Annotated in this window: 19 protein-coding genes and 1 pseudogene; 14 read left to right on the forward strand and 6 right to left on the reverse strand. The window is 72.1% G+C overall.

The features are described 5' to 3' along the window. Positions 1 to 242 precede the first annotated feature (242 nt). Positions 243 to 827, reverse strand: coding sequence for a TetR/AcrR family transcriptional regulator (locus ACFV3R_RS02445; RefSeq protein WP_385573941.1), 585 nt, complete (start codon positions 825 to 827; stop codon positions 243 to 245). 282 nt (positions 828 to 1109) lie between these two features. Between ACFV3R_RS02445 and ACFV3R_RS02450 the strand changes: the two genes are divergently transcribed. Next, the gene (locus ACFV3R_RS02450; protein ID WP_385573945.1) at positions 1110 to 1361 is read left to right on the forward strand and encodes an NfeD family protein; all 252 of its coding nucleotides are present in this window, start codon (positions 1110 to 1112) and stop codon (positions 1359 to 1361) included. A gap of 30 nt (positions 1362 to 1391) precedes the next feature. Then, the gene (locus tag ACFV3R_RS02455) at positions 1392 to 2564 is read left to right on the forward strand and encodes an SPFH domain-containing protein (protein ID WP_385573948.1); all 1173 of its coding nucleotides are present in this window, start codon (positions 1392 to 1394) and stop codon (positions 2562 to 2564) included. 159 nt (positions 2565 to 2723) lie between these two features. On the opposite strand, the pseudogene ACFV3R_RS02460 reads toward ACFV3R_RS02455, so the two are convergent. Then, positions 2724 to 3029 (reverse strand): annotated as a pseudogene (locus ACFV3R_RS02460) (GNAT family N-acetyltransferase); the annotation flags it as partial. A 190-nt stretch (positions 3030 to 3219) separates the two neighbouring features. Further along, on the reverse strand, positions 3220 to 3615 hold the full coding sequence (locus ACFV3R_RS02465; protein WP_385574260.1) for a DUF302 domain-containing protein: 396 nt from the start codon (positions 3613 to 3615) through the stop codon (positions 3220 to 3222). 179 nt (positions 3616 to 3794) lie between these two features. Here ACFV3R_RS02465 and ACFV3R_RS02470 point away from each other — a divergent pair, with 179 nt between their 5' ends. From ACFV3R_RS02470 to ACFV3R_RS02485, 4 genes are all read left to right on the forward strand, one after another. After that, complete coding sequence (locus ACFV3R_RS02470) at positions 3795 to 5159, forward strand: rhodanese-like domain-containing protein (protein WP_385573951.1); 1365 nt, start codon at positions 3795 to 3797, stop codon at positions 5157 to 5159. Positions 5160 to 5190: 31 nt separating this feature from the next. After that, a complete protein-coding gene (locus ACFV3R_RS02475; RefSeq protein ID WP_385573954.1) occupies positions 5191 to 5556 on the forward strand; it encodes a rhodanese-like domain-containing protein in 366 nt (121 codons plus the stop codon). Continuing rightward, complete coding sequence (locus ACFV3R_RS02480) at positions 5553 to 6296, forward strand: sulfite exporter TauE/SafE family protein (protein WP_385573957.1); 744 nt, start codon at positions 5553 to 5555, stop codon at positions 6294 to 6296. The genes ACFV3R_RS02475 and ACFV3R_RS02480 overlap by 4 nt, the downstream gene beginning before the upstream one ends. A 137-nt stretch (positions 6297 to 6433) precedes the next feature. Continuing rightward, positions 6434 to 7009 (forward strand): rhodanese-like domain-containing protein, encoded by a 576-nt coding sequence (locus tag ACFV3R_RS02485; protein WP_385573960.1) that lies wholly within the window; start codon positions 6434 to 6436, stop codon positions 7007 to 7009. Positions 7010 to 7122: 113 nt separating this feature from the next. On the opposite strand, the gene ACFV3R_RS02490 is transcribed toward ACFV3R_RS02485, so the two are convergent. Beyond that, on the reverse strand, positions 7123 to 7404 hold the full coding sequence (locus ACFV3R_RS02490; RefSeq protein WP_010358257.1) for a metal-sensitive transcriptional regulator: 282 nt from the start codon (positions 7402 to 7404) through the stop codon (positions 7123 to 7125). 370 nt (positions 7405 to 7774) lie between these two features. Between ACFV3R_RS02490 and ACFV3R_RS02495 the strand changes: the two genes are divergently transcribed. Together ACFV3R_RS02495 and ACFV3R_RS02500 are read left to right on the forward strand one after the other, a co-directional pair. After that, on the forward strand, positions 7775 to 8761 hold the full coding sequence (locus ACFV3R_RS02495) for a recombinase family protein (RefSeq protein WP_385573964.1): 987 nt from the start codon (positions 7775 to 7777) through the stop codon (positions 8759 to 8761). Between the two features lie 101 nt (positions 8762 to 8862). Continuing rightward, complete coding sequence (locus ACFV3R_RS02500; protein WP_385573967.1) at positions 8863 to 10065, forward strand: alkyl sulfatase dimerization domain-containing protein; 1203 nt, start codon at positions 8863 to 8865, stop codon at positions 10063 to 10065. A 108-nt stretch (positions 10066 to 10173) separates the two neighbouring features. Here the strand turns inward: ACFV3R_RS02500 and ACFV3R_RS02505 are convergent, their stop codons facing one another. Next, a complete protein-coding gene (locus ACFV3R_RS02505) occupies positions 10174 to 10986 on the reverse strand; it encodes a VOC family protein (protein ID WP_385573970.1) in 813 nt (270 codons plus the stop codon). A gap of 384 nt (positions 10987 to 11370) precedes the next feature. Between ACFV3R_RS02505 and ACFV3R_RS02510 the strand changes: the two genes are divergently transcribed. Next, positions 11371 to 11994, forward strand: coding sequence for a hypothetical protein (locus ACFV3R_RS02510; protein ID WP_385574264.1), 624 nt, complete (start codon positions 11371 to 11373; stop codon positions 11992 to 11994). 146 nt (positions 11995 to 12140) lie between these two features. Here the strand turns inward: ACFV3R_RS02510 and ACFV3R_RS02515 are convergent, their stop codons facing one another. Then, positions 12141 to 12920, reverse strand: coding sequence for an SDR family oxidoreductase (locus ACFV3R_RS02515; RefSeq protein ID WP_385574268.1), 780 nt, complete (start codon positions 12918 to 12920; stop codon positions 12141 to 12143). Positions 12921 to 13526: 606 nt separating this feature from the next. Between ACFV3R_RS02515 and ACFV3R_RS02520 the strand changes: the two genes are divergently transcribed. From ACFV3R_RS02520 to ACFV3R_RS02540, 5 genes are all read left to right on the forward strand, one after another. Beyond that, positions 13527 to 13766 (forward strand): DUF397 domain-containing protein, encoded by a 240-nt coding sequence (locus ACFV3R_RS02520; RefSeq protein WP_385573973.1) that lies wholly within the window; start codon positions 13527 to 13529, stop codon positions 13764 to 13766. A 449-nt stretch (positions 13767 to 14215) separates the two neighbouring features. Further along, positions 14216 to 14668: a tellurite resistance TerB family protein gene (locus ACFV3R_RS02525; RefSeq protein WP_385573976.1), complete on the forward strand. Its 453-nt coding sequence runs from the start codon at positions 14216 to 14218 to the stop codon at positions 14666 to 14668. Between the two features lie 415 nt (positions 14669 to 15083). Beyond that, positions 15084 to 16238 (forward strand): cytochrome P450, encoded by a 1155-nt coding sequence (locus ACFV3R_RS02530; protein WP_385574271.1) that lies wholly within the window; start codon positions 15084 to 15086, stop codon positions 16236 to 16238. Between the two features lie 141 nt (positions 16239 to 16379). Then, positions 16380 to 17045, forward strand: coding sequence for an HAD family hydrolase (locus tag ACFV3R_RS02535; RefSeq protein ID WP_385574275.1), 666 nt, complete (start codon positions 16380 to 16382; stop codon positions 17043 to 17045). Positions 17046 to 17121: 76 nt separating this feature from the next. Continuing rightward, complete coding sequence (locus ACFV3R_RS02540; RefSeq protein ID WP_385573979.1) at positions 17122 to 18300, forward strand: helix-turn-helix domain-containing protein; 1179 nt, start codon at positions 17122 to 17124, stop codon at positions 18298 to 18300. Positions 18301 to 18437: the final 137 nt, after the last annotated feature.

Consider the following 18437-nt stretch of genomic DNA (forward strand, 5'->3'; position numbering starts at 1 on the left):
GTGAACTCCCGTGAGAACTCTGGTGGGCAGGTCTTGGTGGGCGGGTCTCCCGGATTCTTGACCGTACGGTTCAGAATCCGGACGTGAGGACGAAGGGGTGGGCGGGTGAGTGGGCCTGCCGACGCGTGGACGCGCCGGCATGTGAGAGGGGCTGGTGACGGCGTGACCGGCAGCCAGGACAGATGCGCCGGGGCCAGGTCCAGGCGGGCGTGCGGGGGGAGCGCGGGGCCGGCGCGGGAGACTCAGGCCAGCAGGGCCAGTGCCTGTTCGGTCGCGTCCCGCACCCGGCTCGGATCGCCCGAGGTCCTGCCGACGACCCGGACGCCCTGGAGCAGGACGAGCAGCATGCGCGCCAGCATGCGCGGGTCGCGGTGCTCGGGCAGCTCACCCTGGGCCTGAGCCCGTACGAGGGCGGAGTGCAGCAGGGTCTCCAGGCGCTCCCAGCTGACCTCGACCCGGCGGGCCGCGTCGGGGTCGCGGGAGGCCAGCTCCGCGGCGGTGTTGGTGACCAGGCAACCGTCCCCCCGGGTCTCCGGAGCGACGGCCTCCGCGGCGAACCGCCGGACCACCGTCCGCACCCCGGGAAGAGCGGGGCCCGGCCGGTACAGCTCGTCCAGGAGCTGGGGGTCGCGCGTCTCGGCGTACCGGTCCAGGGCCTTCAGGTACAGCTCGTGCTTGCTGCCGAAGGTCGCGTAGAGGCTGGCCCGGCCGATGCCCAGGTGCTGGACGAGATCCGTGACGGACGTCGCCTCGTAGCCCCGTCGCCAGAACAGCTCAAGGGCCGACTGGAGCGCCGCGTCAGGATCGAACTCCTTGGTTCTGGCCATGGAGGGAACGTAGAGCTTTCCAGAACGGTCAGTCAAGTATGCGCTCGGCTATCGCGTTCCGACGTCCGTCCTGAGTGCCCTTCTCCCCTTCGCGCCTACCGGCACCCGTCGCGGTGTCCCTCCCGCTGTCTCTCCCGGTGTCTCTCCCGGTGTCCCTCCCGCTGTCCCTCCCCGCGTCGTCCGGCGGGTGGGTGGTCGGATTCCTGTGGCACGCTCCCTCCTCCCCGCGACGGCCGGGCGCTACTGTCGTCACACGAGGAAATGAACGAGGGGGCGGCGTCCATGACGTCGGATGAGGCCGTGATCGGTCACACGGGGGTGCTGGTCATCGGCACGCGTGCGGCCTCGGGTCCCGGCGAGGTCCTGGTACGGGTCAGGGGTGGGACGGAGACGTACCTCGCCTGGTGCGACGAGCGACTGCCGGCCGGGGCGACGGTACTGGTCACCTCTGCACGAGGTGCCCGCCAGGTCGACGTCATCGCGTGGGCCGACCCTCTGGACGTGCTGGACCAGTTGGCTGATGACGCCGGCTGACCACGGCACGAGGTGAGGAGACCAAGAACCATGTTCGGTTATCGCGTTCCGTCGCCGGACCAGGCCATGTTGATCTCGGGCGGTCGGCGCGGGCAGGGGGGCGCGCCGTTCCGGGTGGTCACCGGCCACGGCAAGTTCGTCCTGCCGGTCTTCCGCAAGGTCCGCTTCCTGACGCTCGCCATGTGCGAGGCGGAGGTGGTGGAGACCTGCGTGACCAAGCAGGGCATCGCGCTGACGGCACGGGCCGTCATCGCCTTCAAGGTCGGCAACGACACGGAGTCCATCGTCAACGCCGGTCAGCGCTTCCTGTCCGAGCAGGACCAGATGGCGGTGCTCACCGGGCGCATCTTCGCCGGTCACCTGCGCGCCATCATCGGCTCCATGACGGTCGAGGAGATCGTCACCGAGCGGCAGAAGCTGGCGACGGAGGTGCTGGACACCTCCAAGGCGGAGATGGCGAAGATCGGCCTGATCGTCGACTCCTTCCAGATCCAGTCGATCGACGACGGGGACACCGGCTACATCGAGGCGATGTCGGCCCCGCACAAGGCCGCCATCCAGCGGCAGGCCCAGATCGCCCAGGCCCAGGCCACCCAGGCGGCCTCCGAGGCCCAGCAGGAGGCGGCCCGCCAGCAGGCGGAGTACGCCCGGCAGACCGCCGTCGTCCAGGCCCGGTACAACGCCGAGGTGGACCGGGCGCAGGCGGAGGCGGCGCAGGCGGGCCCGCTGGCCCAGGCCCACGCCCAGCAGGAGGTGCTGGCTGCGCAGACCGAGCTGGCGCAGCGGGCTGCGGCGCTGCGCGAGGAGCAGCTGGTCGCCGAGGTCGTCAAGCCGGCAGAGGCGGAGGCCGAGCGCATCAAGGTGCTCGCGACGGCCGAGGCGGAGCGGATGCGCATCCAGGCTGCCGCTGCCGCGTCCTACGACCGGGTGGCGCTGGACCGCATGGTCATCGACCAGCTCCCGCAGATCGTCAAGGAGGCGTCCGCGGGGCTCCAGGGCGCCAACGTCAACGTCCTCAACGGCGCCGACGGTCTGGGCGAGATCGCCGCGGGCCTGGTCGGTCAGGGCCTGACCATCCTGGACTCCGTCCGCCAGAACCTCGGCAACCCGGCGCAGCGCGGCACGGCGGGCGCCGGCGGCTCGGCGAACGGCTCGTCCGACGACCCGCGTCCGGGCAGCGGGAAGACGATCGCGATCCAGTAGCGGGACACACGGGGCCGCCGGGACAGCCGGAACCTCCGGGGCCCCCGGGCCGCCGGAGGCCGGGCAGGGGCAGGGGCGCTGTGGGCGGGGGCGGTGACGCGCTCGCCGGGCGCCCCGTGCGCGGTGCCCCCGCGGGGGCCGGGCCCCCTTGGGGGCCCGTCAGATGCCGAACGGTGCGGCGTAGCGGACGGTGCCGCCGGGCAGCGGGTGGTCCGGGTCGAGGCTGAGGGCCATCAGCGCCTCGTCGGGGACCTCGATGCTCAGCCCGATGCCGTGGTCAAGGGCCCGGCCGAAGCCGAACCGCGGGTAGTAGCCCGGGTGCCCGAGGACGACGACATGGCGTTCGCCCCGCTCACGGGCCGCCGCCAGGGCAGCGCGGACGGCCGCGGAGCCCGCGCCCCGGCGCTGCTGTCCGGGCCGGACGGCGCAGGGCGCCAGGCACAGGGCGGGGTGCTCGCCGATGTGCCGCGGCGGCCTCGGTGCCCGGCCCCCGCACCGCGCCCGAGGCGGAAACCGCACGGCCGGCGGCGGCCAGTGCGGCCGGATCGGCACCCTGAAAACCCGCGGGCCGGCCGGCTTCCGGCCGACCGGCTGGAAGCCGGCAGATGTACCAGGGGCGTGCCGGGGTCGGCCGGATGCCGAACGGGGGGAGAGGTCAGGTGGCGGCCAGGGCGCTGAGTGCGGCGTCGAGTCGGGCGGTGGCTTCGTCGGCGACGGGCTTGAGGGTGTCGAGGCCGGTGAGGGTGACCATGGTGCCCGGGTCGAGGGCCTGGACGAGCATCTGGTCACCGTCGCGGCGTACGACGACGTTGCAGGGAAGCAGTAGGCCGATGGAGCGGTCGGCCTCCAGGGCCCGGTGCGCGAGCGGCGGGTTGCAGGCGCCCAGGATCAGGTAGTCCTCCATGTCGTGGCCGAGCTTCGCCTTGAGGGTGGCCGCCACGTCGATTTCAGTGAGGATGCCGAATCCCTGGTCGGCCAGGGCCTTGCGTACGGCAGTGACGGCGGTGTCGAAGTCGGTGGCGGCCAGGCGGACGGTGCGGTCGTAGGACACGGACACTCCCGGATAGTGCGGAACGATTGATTCCTCTATACCCCGCCGGGTACCCGCAGGGCGCGAGGCGGCGCCTTGAGCGGGGTGGTTTCCATGCATGGAATACCCCCCCAGGTATAGCTGTTATGGTGAGCGTCAGATACCCCCCGGGGTAAATTGTCCGAGAGGAGTCGTGAGCCGTGTTCTTCGTTGACACCCTGGAGTTCGAGGGTCTGGGCAACCGGAGCTACCTGGCCGGCGGGCCCCATGCCGCAGTGGTCGTCGACCCGCCGCGCGACATCGACCAGGTCATCGCCGCGGCGGCCCGCCGCGGGGTGCGTATCGCCTTCGTGGCAGAGACCCACGTACACAACGACTACGTCACCGGCGGCCTGGAACTGGCCCGCGTCACCGGCGCCCAGTACCTGGTTCCGGCCGGGGCACAGGTGTCCTTCGACCGCACCCCTGTCGCCGACGGCGACACCGTGACGGTGGACGAGGGCTTGGTGCTGCGGGCAATCGCCACTCCCGGGCACACCCCGCACCACACCTCCTACGCCCTCACCGAGGACGGACGCGGTGTGGCGGCGTTCACCGGAGGGTCGCTGCTCATCGGCACCGTCGGCCGCCCCGACCTGGTCGAGCCACGACTGACCGAGCAGCTGGCCCGAGCCCAGTACGCCTCCGCCCACCGCCTGGCCGACGAGCTGGACGACGAGGTGCCGGTCCTGCCCACCCACGGGTTCGGCAGCTTCTGCTCCTCCGCCCAGGCCGAGGGGGACGCGACCACGATCGGCAAGGAACGCGAGATCAACGACGCGCTGACCCTGGATGTGGACACCTTCGTCGCCCAGATGCTCGCCGGGCTGGACGACGTGCCCGCCTACTACGCGCACATGGGCCCGGCCAACGCCGCGGGCCCGGCGCCGGTCGATCTCACCCCGCCGAGGCTCGCGGACGCCGAGGAGATCGCCTCCCGGCTGGCCGCGGGTGAGTGGGTGGTGGACCTGCGCAGCCGCATGGCCTTCGCCGAGGGGCACGTGGCCGGGTCGTTCAACTTCGAGGGCGAGGGAAAGCTCGCCACCTACCTGGCCTGGCTGATCCCCTGGGGCAAGCCCGTCACCCTGCTCGCCGATACCCCGGAGCAGATCGCCGCCGCGCAGCGGGAGCTTGCGCGGGTGGGCATCGACCGCCCGGCCGCCGCAGCCACCGGCGACCCGGCCGGCTGGATCCGGGAGGGGGAGCAGCTCGCCTCCTTCCCCCGCGCCCGTTTCGCCGACCTCGCTGACATCCGTAAGCGCGGCGACGACGTCGTCGTTCTGGACGTGCGACGGGACTCAGAGCGTGCGGGCGGCCACATCGAGGGCTCGGTCCACATCCCGATCCACGAGCTGCACGGCCGTATCGGCGAGGTGCCGGACGGGACGGTGTGGGTGCACTGCGCCGGCGGGATGCGCGCGGCGATCGCCGCCTCCCTGCTCGATGCCGCCGGCCGCGACGTGGTCGCCGTCGACGACGACTTCGACGCCGCGACGGAAGCCGGGCTGCCCCTGGCCTCCGCCTGAGTCCGCCCACCCGCAAGGAAGGAAGCGTGTGATGTTCCTCTTTCGCCGAAACGGGCCCCGTGTCACGGTCGACGAGGCACGCAGCCGTACCAGCGGCGACCGGCCTGATGCGGTCCTGCTGGACGTGCGTGAGAAGCCCGAATGGACCGCGGGCCACGCCCCGGGCGCCGTCCACGTACCGCTGACGAAACTGGTCGCCGGCGCCACCCTGCCCGCTGAAGCTGAGGGGCGTCCGCTGGTGGTGATCTGCCGCAGCGGGCACCGCTCCCAGCAGGCGGCCAAGCTCCTCGCCGAGCGCGGAGCGCAGGCGGTGGACGTGGAAGGCGGCATGAACGCGTGGGCCGCCGCCGGGCACCCGGTCGTCGATGAACGCGGGAACAGCGGCCGGATAGCGTGACCGTACTCGTTCTCGCCCTCATCGCCGGGGCCGTCATCGGTCTCGCCCTCGGAGCCCTCGGCGGCGGCGGCAGCGTCCTTGCCGTACCGGCACTGATCTACCTGCTCGGCTTCACTCCGGCCGCCGCCACCACCGCCAGCCTGATCATCGTCACCGCCACCTCCGCCACCGCCCTGTACGCCCACACCCGCGACGGGAACGTGGCATGGAAGACAGGGGCGCTGTTCGCCGCGGCGGGCATCGTCCCCGCCTTCCTCGCGGGGGCTGTCGCCGGGAGCCTGCCCGAAGCGGTACTGACGTCGGCGTTCGCGGTCGTCGCCGCGCTGGCGGCCCTGCGCATGCTGCGTCCGTCCACGTCCGAGCCGCCGGACCGGATCCGTCCCGGCAAGGCGGCCGGCGCCGGCGCCGGCCTGGGCACCGTGACGGGCTTTCTGGGGGTGGGTGGGGGATTCCTCGCCGTGCCCGCCCTGGTGAGCGTCCTGGGACTGGCCATGCGGCGGGCGGTGGGCACCAGCCTGCTCGTCATCACGGTGAACTCACTCGCCGCGCTCGCCGCTCGCACCGGCACCGGTGGCGGGCTCCACTGGGAGATCATCGGCCCCTTCACCGGAGCCGCGATCCTCGGCGCCTGGGACGGCAAACGCCTCGCGACGAAGATCTCCGGCACCACCCTTCAGAAGATCTTCGCCAGTGTCCTGCTGGCGGTGGCGGCCTTCATGCTCGTCGACGTGATCATCTGAACACGAGGGCCGTCAACAGCTCAGGAACAGGGGCCGGGAGCGCTTCCCCAGCCGACGCGCATCTCAGGACCGCTTTCAGTCCGGCTCCCGCCAGATCAAGCTCCACCACACTCCGACACGCAAGGATGACATCTGCCATGACCACCCCCACGGCCCTCGCCACCGACGCGGCGCGCACCCGCCTGCACGAACTGACCATCATCGACGTGCGCACCCCCGGTGAATACGCCGGCGGCCATCTCCCCGGCGCGCTCAACATCCCCCTCGACCAGATCCAGCGCGCGCTGCCCGACATCCGGCACGCCACCGACCGCGGCGACGTCCTGGTCGTCTGCGCCTCGGGCGCCCGCTCCGAGAACGCCTGCAAGATCCTCGCGGAGAACGGCATCACCGCCGCCACCCTGTCGGGAGGCACCGGCGCCTGGGCGGCCGACGGCCACGAGCTCCACCGCCCCCAGGGCGCCTCCCGTGCCACCTGGGGAATGGAACGGCAGGTGAGACTCACCGCAGGAGTGATCGTGCTGCTCGGCCTGCTGCTCGGGCTCGTCGTCCACCCCGCCTTCCAGCTCATCTCCGCCGGCATCGCGGGCGGTCTGGTCTTCTCCGCCCTGACCAACACCTGCGGCATGGCCGCCATGCTCGCCAAGCTCCCCCACAACCGCCCCCGCGCCGCCGACCTCGACAACACACTGGCCGCACTGCGCAACCGCTGAACCACACCACAAAGGGGAGGGATCCGGCTCCGGATCCCTCCCCTTTCACATGCCAGGCCATGGGGCCAACCGCTCCGAACCGGGCGGGTGATCCGGCGTCGCGGCACCACAGCTCAGGCCAGAGAAAGGAACAGCTTCTCCAGCCGAGTACGCATCTGCTCCCGGTCACCGGAAGCAGCCATGTCCGCATCGGTCAGGCAGTGCTGCAGCCCCGTGGCGATGATCGCGAAACCGGCCTTGTCCAGAGCCCTGGACGCCGCGGCGAGCTGGGTGACGACGTCCTCGCAGTCCCGCCCCTCCTCAATCATCTTGATCACACCGGCGATCTGACCCTGCGCCCGGCGCAGCCGGTTGACCACCGTCTTCAGTTCCTCAGCCGCCATCGCCAGTTCCACAACCCACACTCCTTCGAGATACCCCCTTGGGTATCCTATCGAAGGGGTAACCCCAACCGAGCGAAGGAAAATCCCTCTGGCCCCCACCACCGCCCTCACCGTCAGGCCGCTGCACGCCTGCACGAGCTGACCGTCATCGACGTGCGCACCCCCGACGAATACGGGTGCACACAGTCGCGGTACGGGAAGTGCCACGAGCGAAGCGCGTAGAGGGGCTCTCGACGCTCTCACAAACGGTCCTTTGCACGAGCAAGATCAATCACGGGCCGCCGGACCCTAACCGGACCCGGATTCGATCTCAGAACACGTTCTCACTTAAAAGCGGGACGGACCCCCTTCTGAGACTTGCATTGTGCGAAAATCCGGGGCCATGACGGCCCCTCAGCAGCCGTCCGTGTCCGACCGGTCGGACGCGGACGACGTCGAACAGCACGCCTGTCCGAAGTGTGACGCGCGGCCCGGCTCGCCGTGCCGCTCGCGCGGCGGCGCGGTCGCCTCCGCCTACCACACCCGCCGCTTCACGATGGTGCCCCGGCTGAAGAAGGCGTTGCGGGTGCCGACCCCCGCCGACCGCGGACCGGGCCGGCCGTGGCGTCCGGGCACCCCGCCGCCGGCGCCGATCGACCCGGACCTGCCGAGCGCGGACATCCGCATCGGGTACGCACGGTGCTCGACGCTCGGGCAGGAACTCGACTCCCAGCTCGACGCGCTCAGCAAGCACGGCATCCCCCGTGACAAGATCTTCAGCGAGAAGATCAGCACCCGCGTCCGCGTCCGCCCGAAGTTCGAGGAGGCGCTGCGGACGGCGCGGGAGGTCAAGGCGCACGCCCCGCACTGCCGGGTCATCTTCACCGTCTACGAGATGAAGCGCCTCGGCCGCGACGCCGCCGAGCTCACCGCGCTCGCCGACCACCTCACCGCCCACGGCCTGGTCCTGGAGATGCTCGCCGGTCCCCTGCCCGGCATCTACGACCCCACCGGCCCGGGCAAGCTGCTGTTCGCGTTCTTCGCAGCGATGGCGGAGACCGAGCGGGAGAACATCCGCGAGTCGACCCTGGAAGGGCTCGACACCGCGGCCCGCAAGGGCAAGTACGGCGGCCGACCGCCAGTCATCACCGACGACATGCTCCACACCGTGCTCCGCCGCCGCGCGGGCGGCGAGTCCGTCGAGCAGATCCAGCCCGACCTGATCATCCCCACCGGCAAGCGCAAGGGACAGAACCCCTCCGTTGCCAGCATCTACCGGGCGCTCGCCGAGCACGAGAAACGGGCGGCGTACCCGGAAGCCATCGAACAGGCCCACGCCGACTTCGCCGCCCTCACCGGCGGTGAGGTTCCTGAACCTGCACAGAAGTAAAGGCCCTAACGACACGCTAAGTTACTTGTCACTTCGCGGCAGCTTCGGGAGAACAGGGCCTACCAGGCCGGCGACCTCATGGCCTCGGGCCCCCCCACGAGGTGGCCGACGGCGTCTTCATGTGGCCCTCCTTCGGCAACGTCCACGTCGTCCGGGACGGTGGCGAGCTGCTGCTGTTCGACACCGGCAGCGCCCGCACCGCCCAGTTGCTCGCCACCGCCCTCGGTGACCGCTTCACCGAACCGGTCACCACCGCCGTCTACTCGCACGGCCACATCGACCACACCATGGGCACCGGCCCCTTCGAGACCGAGCGGCGGCTGACCGTGATCGCCCAGGAGGGCGTGGGCCCGCGGTTCGACCGCTACCGCCTCACCCGCGGCTACAACGCCGTCATCAACCGGCGGCAGTTCCAGCTCCCCGGCCTGACCTGGCCCGCCGACTACCGCTACCCGGACGTCACCTACCGCGACGCCATGACGCTGCGGCACGGCGGGACCGAGCTGCGGCTGCGCCACGTCAAGGGCGAGACCGACGACGCCACCGTGGCCTGGCTTCCCCGGCAACGCGTCCTGGCCTGCGGCGACATGTTCATCTGGGCCTTCCCCAACGCCGGCAACCCGCAGAAGGTCCAGCGCCACCCGCTGGAGTGGGCCCAGGGGCTGCGGTGGATGGCGGGACTGGACGCCGAGGTGCTGCTGCCCGGCCACGGCATGCCCATCGCCGGCGCCGACCGCGTCCGGCGCGCGCTGCTGGACACCGCGCAGGCACTGCTCACCCTCCACGACCGGACGCTGGAGATGATGAACGCCGGCGCCTCGCTCGACGAGATCGTGCACACCGTCAAAGCCCCCGCCGAGCTGCTGGAACGCCCCTACCTGCGTCCCTCCTACGACGAGCCGGAGTTCGTGGTGCGCAACGTGTGGCGGCTCTACGGAGGCTGGTACGACCAGGACCCGGCAGCCCTCAGGCCCGCCCCCAAGGACGCCGCCGCCCGTGAACTCGCGGCGCTCGCCGGGGGCGCGAGGGTGCTCGCCGCCCGGGCCCGGGACCTGCTGGCCGAGGGCGAACTCCGGTTGGCGGCACAGCTGGTGGAGACCGCGCACCGGGCGGACCCGGGTGAGGAGGAGGTCGAGCGCGCGCGGGTGGAGGTCTACAGCGCGCTGGAGAAGGACGCGACCTCCGTGATGACCCGCGGCGTCTACAGCTGGACGGCGAACGACTCCCGCGCGCGGCTCAACGGCCGCACCCCCGAGGAGGAGTTGGCGGCCCGGGCGGAGGGACGGTTGCGCTGGGCCCTGTGACCTGGAAGGAGGTCGAAAGCGGGCGGCCCCGGCGGTGTCGGGTGGCCGGGGGCCCGGCGGGTGGGGCGGCCGGTGGCCGGTGGTCCGGCGGCGTGCCTGTCGGAGACCTCAGGTGTTCTCCGGGGTCAGCGCCACGAAGTCGGCACCGAAGGGGTCGACGCAGACGGCCATGCGCCCCACGCCCTCGGCGGTCTCCGGCCCCATCTGGATGCTGCCGCCGCCCTCGGTGACGCGGGCGACGGTGGCGTCGCAGTCGGCGACGGCGAAGACGGGATGCCAGTAGGCGCGGCCCCGGTTCTGGGTGAGGAACTCCGAGGCCATCTGCATGATGCCGCCCTGCATCCGCTCCTCGCCCTCCCCCTCGGGCGTGACCAGTGAGTAGGTGCCGGTGCCGCCGGGCAGCGGGATGTCGTCGGTCCGCCAGCCGAACAGCGCGCCGTAGAACTCCTTGGCGGCGGCCGAGTCGGTCGTGTAGAGCTCGGTCCAGCACAGCGCCCCGAAGACGTCCGCGACCTGGAAGCCGGTCTGCTCCACCGGCTGCCAGAGGGCGAAGTCGGCGCCCTGCGGGTCGGTGCACTGGCTCAGCCGGCCGGCGCCCTCGACCCTGCGGGGGCCGAGGCGGACGGTGCCGCCGAGCCGCTCGACCTCGGCTGTCGCCGCCGCCACGTCGTCGACCCGGAAGTAGAGCATCCACGCCGACCGGGCGCCCTCCTCGGTGAGCGGTCCCAGGGCTCCGACCAGGCTGCCGTCCCGTTCCAGCAGGCCGAAGCCCTCGCCCATGGACTCCGCCCCCTCCTCGGGGCCGAAGGGCCTCACGCGCCAGTCGAAGACCGCGCGGTAGAAGTCGGCCGCGGCCCGGCCGTCGCGCACCCCGAGGTCGAGCCAGGCGGGGGAGCCCTTGACGGGAGTGGTGGTGATCATGGCGGCGTCTCCCTCGTCCAGGGTGATGGCGGTCGCCCCCGATGCGACGGGCCCCGGCCGGTGCGCCCGCACCTGGACGCCCGGACCCTCGCCTCCAGCTTGGCACCCCGAGGGCCGGGACGCGCGGCGGAACGACCGGGCCCCACCGCGCGGCGGAACGACCGGGCCCCACCGCGCGGCGACACCCTGCGCGGGAACGTCACCGACGGTGGCGACCAGGCCGGGGCACCGACGGGTCCACAGCGGCGCCGAGCCCGGCGCGGGGCCCTCCGGAGGCCCGTGGGCAGCTGGGACCGAGGGCTTCTTCCGGCGGCACCGGCCCCGGCACCCGGCCCCCCGACCCCGCGTCGGCGACCGCGTACGCTGCCCGCCGTGGCCGAAGACATGTACGCGACACTCGCCATCGCCGCCGTGACCGGGGGGACCGCGGTGCTGGCGAGCTGGGTGACGAGCCGGGGCAGTACCCGGGCGGCCCGCACCCAGGCCGAGACGGCGGCGCGCGCCCAACGCGTCGAACGGCTGCGGGAGAGCAGACGCGCCGCCTACCTCGACCTCATCGAACAGGCGCACCGTATGGGCGAGCTGTGCTGGGAGATCTCGGCCGTGCTCAACAGGCCGCGCAGTGCGCAGACCCTGACGGAGCTGCGGGAGCTCACCGAGCGCGAGGTCACCGAGTACGGGCGGCTGCGCCGGGCCGCCCGCGTCGTCGACCTGGAGGGCCCCGAGACCGCCTCGGCCGCAGCCCTGGCCCTGGAGCGGTCCACCGGTCCCTTCTACCGGGCCGCGCGTGCTGCTCTCGCCGAGGGCGGGCAGGAGCCTCGTGGTCCCCGGCCCCGCGGCGACCGCCGTGAGGGCTCTGTGGGGGGAGCCGCGGAGTTCGACGCGGCCTTCCGCCCCTTCTGGCGCGCGGTGGAGGTCTTCATCGAAGAGGCCCGCGCCGCACACCAGCACGTGGACGACTTCGGCGTGGCCGGGGTGCGGCGGGGCGTGGTGAACCGGTCACGTTGAGAGGCGTGGGCTGCTGCGGGCTGCCCCCCGGGACCACCACCTCCGGACCGCCGCCGGCACCGGTGGGCCCGCGCCGCGGTGGGAAGGCAGGCCGGAGGATGCGGCCCGGTAGTCGCCGAGGCACGCCACCGGGACACCCCGACCCCTCACGGCCGCCGCCAGGAGTGGTCCGTCAGGTGCGAACCGGCCATCGGCCCCATGCGCAGCATCCCGCCGTCGACCGGCCAGGACGCCCCGGTGACATAGCCGGCCTCGGGCCCGGCGAGGAAGGCGACGACGGCGGCGACCTCGCGGGCGTCGCCCGGCCGTCCGAGCGGCACCCCGGGGCGTTCGACGGTGTGCACGTCGGTGTCCTCCTGGCCCGTCATCGGGGTGGCGATCTCCCCGGGTGCGACCGCGTTGACGGTGATGCCGTGCTCGGCGAGTTCCAGGGCCATCGTCTGGGTCAGCAGTCCGAGCCCGCCCTTGGCCGCGCAGTAGGGGGCCGCCCCCACCCGCGGCTGGTGGGCGTGGACGCTGGTGACGTTCACGATGCGCCCGCCCCCGCCCTGCCCGACCATGCGGCGCGCCGCCCGCTGGGAGCACAGGTACGGGCCGAGGAGGTCCACGTCCACGACCTCGCGGAGAGTGGCGAAGTCGGTGTCGAGGAAGGAGATGGCGGTCCCCGTGCCGGCGTTGTTGACCAGGACGTCGATCCTGCCGAGGGCGTCGGCGAGCCGGTCCACGGCATCCGCGGCGTCCGGCAGACGGGTCAGGTCCAGGTGCTCCACCGCCGCCCGCCCGCCGTGCGCGCGCACCTCGGCCGCGGTCCGCGCCGCGGCGTCCTCGTCCGCGTACCAGGTGATGCCGACGTCCATCCCGTCCCGCGCCAGCCGGACCGCGGTGGCCCGGCCGATGCCCGACTCGGCCCCCGTGACGACGGCCACCGGCCGCCCGCCCGCCGCCCGCGGTGGCCCTTCGCCGCGTCGGCGGGCCCCGGGGTCCGCAGGGGCCGCCGGGTGTGCGGGGGCTTCGTCGTGCCGGGCCTGTTCGGGACGGTGGGGGTCGTGACGGCTCTCGGGGGCGGCTGCGTCGGACACGGGTCCTCTCCCTTCTGCTCCGGATGCCTGGCCCGGAACTGACCCGGCTGCCCGGCGGGCCGACCACGGGGCTCGGGCCACGGCACGGCTGTGCGGACGAGGACGCGGGCGGTGGTGCGGGCGGTGGTGCGGTCCGGCGGGCGGCGGCGGTGGGCCAGGAGCGGCCGGGAACCGGACCGGTCCGCAGAGGTACGGCATGACGGCTCTGTCGACGGGGCCGTGTGCCCGTGGCGGGTGGGGCGAAACGGTGGACAACGCACACGGGGGAGCGTCCGAGGGCGGCGGAAAGCGGCCCGACGCCGGCGGCAGGGACCTGTGGCGGTGCAGCGCGACGGCCGCCCGGCCTTATAGCGCAACCGAGGTGAAAAACGCAACCCGGCTGTTCCGCAGGTGTCTCCGGTCCCTACGGTGGCTCTGCCGAACCGGCCAGCGGCCAGGCGCACAGGAGGAAACATGGCACAGCAGATCCCCGGTTACCGCAACGACAACGCCCCCGAGCGGACCTGGTTCAAGTCGACCTTCTCCGACCTCGACTACAGCAAGGACTGCGTGGCCCTGGCGGAGTTCGAGGACGGCTCGGTCGGCATCACCGACTCCAAGGACACCGGCGCCGCCGTGCTGCGTATGACCCGCTCGGAGATAGCCGCCTTCGTCCAGGGGGCCCGGCGCGGCGACTTCGACAGGTTCTGCTGAGAGGCGCCCGCGACCTCATCAGGCCCGCTGCCTCCCCGTCCTGACGCGCCGACACGTCCGGCGCCGGCCCCGACCCGGGACCACGACACCCCGACGACGCCCCACGAAGTACGGCCGCCACCCTGCACGGGACGGCGGCCGTACCCCGTGGGGCGTTCGTGTCCTGCGGACAGCATCCCCTGCCTCGCGCGGGAACGGCGACGACGAGCCTCCCGCCCGCGCGACTTTGCACAGGGACCACAGACGAGGCACCCCGAGGGGGCACCGTGAGCCGGTGGAGCGGCAGGACCGACGACTCGTCACACCCCCACAGCAGACGCGCCGCTACCGCTTCACACGCCTTCTCCGCTCCCGACCCGACGGGCCGTCACACCATCTTCACCTCACCGGTAGATTTCGTCCCGCCGTGTGATCACGCCGAGCTCGGCAGGACGAACAAGGAGGCCCAGATGGCCCTGTGGGATCGTTTCAAGGAGTCCGCACAGACCATGCAGACGCAGTTGTCCGCAGCCAAGAACGACCTGCGGAGCGGGGCCTTCCGGGACGCGAGCATGGCGGTCTGCGCGCTGGTGGCTGCGGCCGACGGCACCGTCGACCCCACCGAGCGGCACCGTGTCTCGCAGCTCATAGCGGCCAACGAGGTCCTGCGGAACTTCCCCGCGAAGGACCTCCACCAGCTCTTCGAGGAGAACCTGGACCGTCTCGCGGCCGACTACGACCTCGCCAAGGTGTCCCTGCTACAGGTGGTCGGCAAGGTCAGGAAGCCGGGTGAGGCCCGTGCGGTGGTCCAGATCGGTGTCGTCATCGGCGGCGCCGACGGCCACTTCGACCAGAAGGAGCGGGCCGTCGTCCGTGAGGTCTGCTTCGCGCTGCACATATCCCCCGCGGAGTTCGACCTCTGAGCCTTCGCACCGCCGGCCCACTCCCCGTCAGACGGTCTCGTCGCGAGGGTCGACAGGTCGCCGGGCCCCCGACGTGACCGCCCCCGCCACCGCCTCGACCCCACACCTCGGCTCCACACCCCGGCTCCGTCCCCGGAGGGGTGGGACGTCCGCCGCGAGGAGCGGACGGCGTCACGGAAGAGCGAACAACGGACGACGCGACGTGAAAAAAAGCACGCAGAAACCGGTACAGACGGGTCGTCAGTGGTCCGTCGACGAGGTTGTGGCACTTGCCAGTGGCTGCAGACCACAACAACCTTGGGGCGGGGGACATCTCCACAGACGGACAACGAGGAGCGTTGTGACTGCGAACCCTGCGATACCCGACATCCTGTCGCCGGAATTCACCGCCGACCCTTACAGCGCCTACCGGGTCATGCGGGACGACTTCCCCCTCTTCTTCCACGAGGCCACCCAGAGCTGGGTGCTGTCGCGCTACGAGGACGTGGCCCGGGCCTTCAAGGCCCCGGTCTTCACCACGGACAACTACGACTGGCAGCTCGAACCGGTCCACGGGAAGACCATTCTCCAGATGAGCGGCCGGGAGCACGCCGTGCGCCGCGCCCTGGTGGCACCCGCCTTCCGCGGCAGCATGCTCCAGGAGACCTTCCAGCCGGTCATCGAACGCAACGCGCGGGAGCTCATCGAAGCGTTTCGCCAGGACGGCGAGGCCGACCTCGTCGCGCAGTTCGCCACCCGCTTCCCGGTGAACGTCATCGTCGACATGCTCGGGCTGGACCGCGCCGACCACGACCGGTTCCACACCTGGTACACGGCGATCATCGACTTCCTCGGCAACCTCAGCCAGGACCCCGGCGTCGCCGAGCGCGGGGTGCGGACCCGGCAGGAGTTCGCCGACTACATGCTGCCGATCATCCGCAACCGCCGCCAGAACCTCGGCGCCGACCTGCTCTCCACGCTCTGCGCCGCCGAGATCGACGGCACGTCCATGAGCGACGAGGACATCAAGGCCTTCTGCAGCCTGCTGCTGGCGGCCGGCGGGGAGACCACCGACAAGGCCATCGCGGGCATCCTCCACAACCTGCTGCGCCACCCCGACCAGCTCAAGGCCGTCCGTGAGGACCGGTCACTGATCGCCCGGGCCTTCGCCGAGACGCTGCGCTTCACGCCCCCGGTGCAGATGATCATGCGGCAGCCCGCCGAGGACGTGGAGATCGCGGGCGGCACCATACCGGCGGGCGCCACCGTCACCTGCCTCATCGGAGCCGCGGGCCGCGACGACCGCCGCTACAGCGACCCCGACAGCTTCAACATCTTCCGCGACGACCTGGAGACCACCACGGCCTTCTCCGCCGCCGCCGACCACCTGGCGTTCGCCCTGGGCCGGCACTTCTGCGTCGGCGCCCTCCTGGCCAAGGCCGAGGTCGAGACCGGCGTCGGCCTCCTGCTGGACACCTTCCCGGACATGACCCTCGCCGCCGACGCCGCCCCCACCGAGCAGGGCGTCTTCACCCGCGGCCTGGACACACTCCGGGTCCGGTTCACGGCGTCGGAGCGGGCTGTGGCCTGAGACCTGACCGTATGGGCGGTGATCAGCCCTGGGCGGCGACCTCGGAGCGGGAAGGTGCCGGCCGCCCCGGCGCAGTGATCACCGCTGTACGGCACCTGACGAGGGCGGTCCGCGCCCCCGGTCTCGTAGGCTGCTCCTGTGATGCGTGTGGTGGCGTTCGACATCGGGGAGACCCTGATCCGTGACGACCGCGGATGGGCTTCCTGGGCGGACTGGCTGGAGGTCCCGCGGCACACACTGTCCGGCCTGGTGGGGGCAGTGGTCGCCCAGGGAAGGGACAACGCCGACGCCCTCCGGCTCGCCCGTCCGGGGCTGGACGTGGCCGCGGCCCACCGTCAGCGAGCCGCCGAGGGCTGGGTGGAGCAGCTGGACGAGAGCGACCTGTACCCGGACGTCCGCGAAGCGTTCACCTCGCTGCGGGCGGCCGGGCTGCGTGTGATCGTCGCGGGAAACCAGACCGCACGGGCCGGCGAGCTGCTCCGCGCCATGGCACTGCCGGCGGACGCCGTCGCCACCTCAGGGGACTGGGGAGTGGCCAAGCCCCACCCTGACTTCTTCGCCCGCCTCGTGGACCTGGCAGTCGCCGCACCGGAAGAGGTGGTCTACGTCGGCGACCACCCGCAGAACGACATCGGCCCGGCGGCCCGGGCGGGCCTCGCTACAGCTCACGTCCGCCGGGGACCCTACGGCCTGTTGTGGGCCGACAGCCCCGAGGCCAGGGCCGCCGACTGGCAGGTGAGCTCCCTGACCGAACTCGTCGAGCTGCTGTCCGACCAGGAACACCGCCGGGGCGGCGCGCAGCGGTGAAGGGGGCGGTATCCGCATCCGCAACGTGCGCAACGGGACTACGTTTCGAGGTCGGACGCACGGGACGGGAGTCGGCATGGCCAGCATCGTGCACAGCGGGTCGGGCCCCCACGTCGCGTACGAGCGGCGCCTGGCCCGGCTGACACAGGCAGACCTGGCGCGCCGCGCCGGCGTCGCCCTCGGCACCGTCCGGAAGATCGAGCAGGGTGCGCGGGGCGTGTCCGACCGGGCGCTGGGTGCTCTTGCGCAGGCCCTGGACGTGGACGTCTCCCGGTTGCTTCCGCAAGACGAACAGTGCGGTCACCGGGTTCACGAGGCGATGCCGGCGCTGTCAGAGGTGCTGGCGTCGTACGAGATGCCGGACGACGGTCCCGTACGCGCGTTGAGTGATCTGCAGGCAGCCGTCGAGGACCTGGTGGCTTGGCGGCTGGGCGCTCAGTACGTCCGTATCGCCAGGACTGCCCCGGCCGTACTGGCCGAACTGTGCCGCGCGGTGGCGTCCTCCCCGGCGCGACTGCGGGTGGCATGCCTGCTGGTCGACGCCTGCCGCGCTGCCGATGCGGTGGCTTACAAACACGGAGCCGTGGACGTGTCCGCGCGGCTCATCGACGTGATGCGGTGGGCGGCGGGGCAGGCGGACGACCCCCTGGTGGCGGCTACGGTCGCGTACGTACGCACGGAGGTGTTCTTCTCTTCCGGTGCCCACTCGGCCGGGCTGCGCATGCTTGCACAGGCTGTGGAGGACGCACCCGGTGGGGCTGCCCCGGAAGCGCTGGCTGCCCGTGGGGCCCTCCACATGAGGGCGGCAGTGATCGCCGGCCGGGCAGGGGACGCGGTGGCCGCAGATGACCACCTGGGCGCCGCCCGGTCACTCGCAGACCGCGTTCCGGAGCAGATCTACCGGGGGACTGCTTTCGGGCCGGACAGTGTCCGCATCCACGAGATGTCGGTTGCCGTGAGCCTGGGCGGAGAACACCTGGGCCGTGTCGTATGCGGGGTCCGGGAGTGGGCTCCCCCGAGGGCGCTGCCTGCTGAACGCCGATCCGGCTACTACATCGAACTGGGACGCGCGCAGCTCTGGACAGGACGGCCGAACGAAGCCTTCGAGTCGCTGCGCACCGCTCGCCGCATCGCACCGCAACACGTTCGCGAGCACCGTTGGGTCCGGGAGGACGCAGCGAGGCTCCGACGTCTGAAGCGCGGGGACGCCGAGACGCTCAGCAGTTTCGCCGAGTGGTGCCACGCCCTTCCTTGAGTGCCCCTCGCAGGGGTACTTGTGACCCGGCGCGCGGTTCAGGATGCCTTCACGTCCGAAGACTGGAGCACCTGTGTTCACGCCTTTCGCCTCCGCCACCACCCCCGAGACCGACGTCGTCCGCCTGGACGTCGGGA

The sequence above is a fragment of the Streptomyces sp. NPDC059740 genome, assembly GCF_042733155.1.
Lineage (GTDB): Bacteria > Actinomycetota > Actinomycetes > Streptomycetales > Streptomycetaceae > Streptomyces.